Annotated in this window: 6 protein-coding genes; 5 read left to right on the top strand and 1 reads right to left on the bottom strand. The window is 73.2% G+C overall.

What is annotated here, in order from left to right; translation table 11 throughout:
* From GSF22_RS31215 to GSF22_RS31200, 4 genes are all read left to right on the top strand, one after another.
* A partial coding sequence (locus GSF22_RS31215; protein ID WP_208817503.1) for an FAD-dependent monooxygenase occupies positions 1-1,314 on the top strand: 1,314 nt, incomplete at its 5' end.
* Positions 1,315-1,317: 3 nt separating this feature from the next.
* The gene (locus tag GSF22_RS31210) at positions 1,318-1,872 is read left to right on the top strand and encodes a sigma-70 family RNA polymerase sigma factor (protein WP_208817502.1); all 555 of its coding nucleotides are present in this window, start codon (positions 1,318-1,320) and stop codon (positions 1,870-1,872) included.
* A 282-nt stretch (positions 1,873-2,154) separates the two neighbouring features.
* Entirely contained in the window at positions 2,155-2,427 is a 273-nt protein-coding gene (locus GSF22_RS31205) for a hypothetical protein (protein WP_208817501.1), read from the top strand.
* Between the two features lie 123 nt (positions 2,428-2,550).
* Complete coding sequence (locus GSF22_RS31200; RefSeq protein WP_208817500.1) at positions 2,551-3,309, top strand: zf-HC2 domain-containing protein; 759 nt, start codon at positions 2,551-2,553, stop codon at positions 3,307-3,309.
* A 31-nt stretch (positions 3,310-3,340) separates the two neighbouring features.
* Here the strand turns inward: GSF22_RS31200 and GSF22_RS31195 are convergent, their stop codons facing one another.
* Complete coding sequence (locus tag GSF22_RS31195) at positions 3,341-3,496, bottom strand: hypothetical protein (protein WP_208817499.1); 156 nt, start codon at positions 3,494-3,496, stop codon at positions 3,341-3,343.
* Positions 3,497-3,654: 158 nt separating this feature from the next.
* Here GSF22_RS31195 and GSF22_RS31190 point away from each other — a divergent pair, with 158 nt between their 5' ends.
* Positions 3,655-4,128, top strand: a complete 474-nt coding sequence (locus GSF22_RS31190; protein WP_208817498.1) for a hypothetical protein — start codon at positions 3,655-3,657, stop codon at positions 4,126-4,128.
* Positions 4,129-4,393 lie beyond the last annotated feature (265 nt).

Here is a 4,393-nt window from a genome sequence, read left to right as displayed (position 1 = left end):
GTGCCCAGCCCCACCTACACCCTGCTGTGCTCACAGGACCGGCTCGAACCCCTGCTCCGTACCCACGCCGAGCGGCTCAACCCCGGACGGATCCACTTCGGTACCGCCCTGGTCGACCTGGCCGTCGACACCGACGGGGTCACCGCCGCGGTGGCCCGCGACGGTCAGCGGGAACGGATCCGCGCCCGGTACCTGGTCGCGGCCGACGGCGCGGCCAGCGGAATCCGGGACCGGCTCGGTATCACCATGGCCGGCCCCCGGGACGTGTCCCACAACCTGAACGTCCTGTTCGACGCCGACCTCGGCGCCCGGGTCGCGGACCGCCCGTGCGCCGTGTACACGGTCAGCCGCCCCGACCTGCACGGGACCTTCCTCGCCGTGGACAACCGGCGGCGCTGGCTGTTCAACCTGGTCGCCGACGGTACCGATCCCGGCCTGGACCGGCTCGACGACGCCGCCTGCATCCGGCTGATCCGCTCCGCCGCCGGGCTGCCGGACCTGCCGGTCACCCTCGTGGAACGTCAGGTGTGGCGCGCCGCGGCCCGGGTCGCCAGCCGGTTCCGGCACGGACCGGTACTGCTGGCCGGCGACGCGGCCCACGTGACCACCCCGTACGGCGGGTTCGGCATGAACTGCGGCATCGCCGACGCGGACAACCTGGCCTGGAAACTCGCCGCCGTCCACCACGGTTGGGCGGCTCCCGACCTGCTCGACACGTACGAACCCGAACGCCGGCCGGTGGCCCAGGCCAGTGCGCGGGAGAGCCACCGGCGGCTCTGCGACGCCATCGACGCACATCGCCACGGCACTTCCCCGCGTGGCAGACCCAGCGAGGGTCTGGTCCTCGGCTACCACTACCGCTCCGCCGCCGTGCTGGACGACGGCACCACCGCCCCGACGGGCGACCCGGTCGCCGACTACACCCCCACCGCCCGGCCCGGGCACCGGCTCCCGCACACCTGGCTCGACCCGGGACGTACCCGCTCCACCCTGGACCTGGTCGCCGGCACCGGGTACACCCTGCTGGCCGCGCCGGGGGCCGACGTCTGGGCGCACTCGGCGGCCAGCGTCGCCCGGGTGACGGGTCTGCCCCTGACCTGTCACGCCCTCGACGCGGTGCTGCCGCCACCGGAACTGGCGTCCTACCTGGACCAGTGCGGCCTGCACGACGACGGGGTACTGCTGGTCCGCCCCGACGGCCACGTCGCCTGGCGTGGTCCGTCGACGGTCACCGTCGACCCGGTGGAGGTACTGCGGTTGCTGACTGGTCCACGCCGACCCGTGTCGGGACGCGGACCCGGATCGGGGAGGTGACACATGAGCGACGACACGGAGATCACCCGGTGGGCGTTGGCCGCCGGCCGGGGGGACCGGGACGCGGCCTCCCGGTTCGTCCGGGCGACCCAGTCCCAGGTGTGGCGGTTCGTCGGGGCGCTGATCGGGCCCGCCGACGCCGACGACCTGACCCAGGAGACGTACCTGCGGGCGATGCGGTCACTGCCGTCGTTCGCCGCCCGCTCGTCGGCGTTGACCTGGCTGCTCGGGATCGCCCGGCACGTCGCCGTCGACCATCTCCGGGCCATCGCGGTCCGTCCCCGGACCGTGCCGCTGTCCGACCGGCACGACCTGCCGGACGTCCAGCGCAGCGGCTTCGACGGGACGGTCGCGTTGGAGCAGCTCCTGCGCGGTATCGAACCGGACCGGCGGGTGGCGTTCGTCGCCACCCAGGTGGTCGGGCTGTCCTACGCCGAAGCCGCCGAGGTGTGCGGTTGTGCGGTGGGCACGATCCGCTCCCGGGTCGCCCGGGCCCGGGAGGACCTGGTCGCCGCCGTCAACGGCCAGGCCCGGCCACGGGGCCGGTTCGCCGGCTGACCGCCCGCGTCACGCGGTCCGCGCCCGCGCAGAAGACCCGGTACGGTCGTCCATATGTCCTCTGCGCTTCGTGCCACCCGGATCCGGTGTCTCGGTCTGCTCGCGGCGGTCACGGTGACGGGGTGCAGTTCCCCGCCCGGGCCCGCACCGCAGACGTCGGTTTCCGGGCAGCGGCAGATCACGGCGTCCCCGGCACCGCCGACCGCCTCGGTGTGCCCACCGACCGCACGGTACACATCCTCGGATGTTCAGGGCACCGGTGACGGCGCGACGCTGTGGGCGATGATCTTCTCCACGGGGATGCTGACGACCGGAGACCGGATCAAGGTGGTCTGGCGGATGACCGGCAGCGGCGATCTTTCGATCAGCGCCACCGGTCCCGACGGTCGCGTCGTCGCGCCGATCTGGGGCCCCGAACCACACGGCGGCAGCAACTGGACCCGGCCCGGCGACGAGTGGGGTACCGGTTGGGTCTTCCCCACCCCCGGTTGCTGGACGATCAACCTGACCCGGACCAGTGGGAAGGGGCACCTGGTACTGCGGGTCGCCGAATGAGTCGGCGGGCATGGTCGGTCCGCCGTTGCCCGGCGAACATCCGGTCGTCGGTCCGCCGTTGCCCGGCGAACATCCGGTCGGGGGGACGGGAACCGGGAGGGGTGGCCAGCCGACTACCCGTACATGGGGTGTGAGCAGTGGCGGGAGATCCTGTCGGCGCAACTCGACGGTGAGGAGACAGCCGCCGAGCGGGAGGCGGTCGACACCCACCTGACCGGGTGTACGGCATGCCGGCGGTGGTTCGACCAGGCGGCCATGGTCACCCGCCGGGTACGACTCGCCCCGGTCCCGGCGGGTGCCGGCCTGACCGGCGCCGTGCTGGCCGCCCTACCGGCTCCGGCCAGCCGTCGGTTCCGGGGCCGGCTCGTCGTCGGCCTACGCGGGGTGCTGGGGCTCATCGGTGCGTTGCAACTGGTGCTGGGTCTGGCCCAGATCGGTCGTGGTCCGGCAGCCGCCCATGCCCATGCCGTCGGCGGGGTGCTCACCAGCGGGCACCTGTGGCACGAGGCCGCCGCATGGAACGTCGCGGTCGGGGCGGGCTTCCTGTTCGTTGCCGCCCGGCGTGCCGCACCGACCGGGTTGCTACCGATCCTGAGTACCTTCGTCGGCACGCTGGTGCTGCTGTCGGTGAACGACCTGGTGACCGGTCGGGTGGCGCCCGAGCGGCTGGTCAGCCACGGTTTCCTGCTCGTCGGGTACGCGGTCGTCGTCGCCCTGTCCCGGTTGCGCGCCTCCCGGCCCGACGGGCCGGCGGGTCGCGGTCGCCCGCCGGCCCCGGGGTGGCGGCTGCCCGACGAGGCGGAGGTCGAGGTACCGACGCTGCGGCTGGTGCCGCCCCCGCACCCCGGTTCCGCCCGCGTCCCCGACCGGTGGGCGGCCTGACCCGCCGTCGCCCGGCCGGGAGCAGGTCCGTTCAGTCGTCGCTGCGGGTGTCGCCGCGTCGGCCGGTACCGTTCCGGCGCGCGGCGAGGACGGTCGCGAAGCCGAGCACGGCGGCGGCCAACTGCAACAGGCCGCCGGCCAGGTCGGCGAGGGTGGAGAGGAGGGTGGTGTCAGGGACGGGATCCATCGGACCTCCAGGGTCAGCCCCCGCCGTCCGCCGGGTGCGGATGGCTTCCCCCGGGCCCGACGGGTGCTGTCCCACGGGCGCCATCGCGAGTATCGCACGCGGCAGCGACTCTGACACCCCCCGCTGGTTCAATAGCGATCATAAGTGACACGGCGCAGATGTGGATCACAGCGGTTCCGCCGTTCGGGGACGACGACGTCGGGGTGCTGCTCGGGATCGACATCCAGTCCGACGCTCCTGGTCAACGTCTGGTCTCCCGGTTGCTCAACCGGGGCCACGAGGGCGAGGAGGGGGTGTTCTACCTCCTCGCGGACGATCTCTGCGCCCGGTACGAGCGCACGGACGACCGGCTCGCGGTCTCACTGCTGGCCTGGCCGGAGGTGGTGAACGCGGAGTCGGCCGACGGGGACGACGCCGTCCGCAGGGCCGTGGACGAGTTGCCCCGCGAGGTCGGAGGCGGCCGGATCGTCCTGCTGCGCCGTGAGATCGTGACCGATTTCGTACCCGAGCACGGGCCCGACGGGAGCCAACCGGTGCTGCTCGTCGACCATGCGGGTCCGGCACCTCTGGCAGCGCTGTTCGCCGCCTTCGCCGAGGGCGACGCCAGTTTCGCGGTGGTCAACGCCGACTGAGGAGGAAGTGGCCCGGTCCCGGTGGTGCCGGCACGGTACCGACCGGCCGGCGCGATGCCGCCCACCACCGCTGGACCGCTCCTGGCAGCTCCCGCAACGGGCTTGCCAGCACCTGAGGACGCACGACGACGGGCGGGCGGCGGTCCCCGGATCCACCGTCCCTGGCGACGCCCCCCAACAGGGGGCGGCAGAGGCTTTGCTCTGCTTCAGCGGAGGCAACAGAAAACAGCCGGAAGTGTTGCCGTCAGTGAAGCAGAGCAAAGGG

The organism is Micromonospora echinofusca, assembly GCF_017614955.1.
GTDB lineage: Bacteria > Actinomycetota > Actinomycetes > Mycobacteriales > Micromonosporaceae > Micromonospora > Micromonospora echinofusca_A.
Note: the sequence above shows the minus strand (reverse complement) of the source record. Positions and strands in the feature narration are given on the sequence as shown.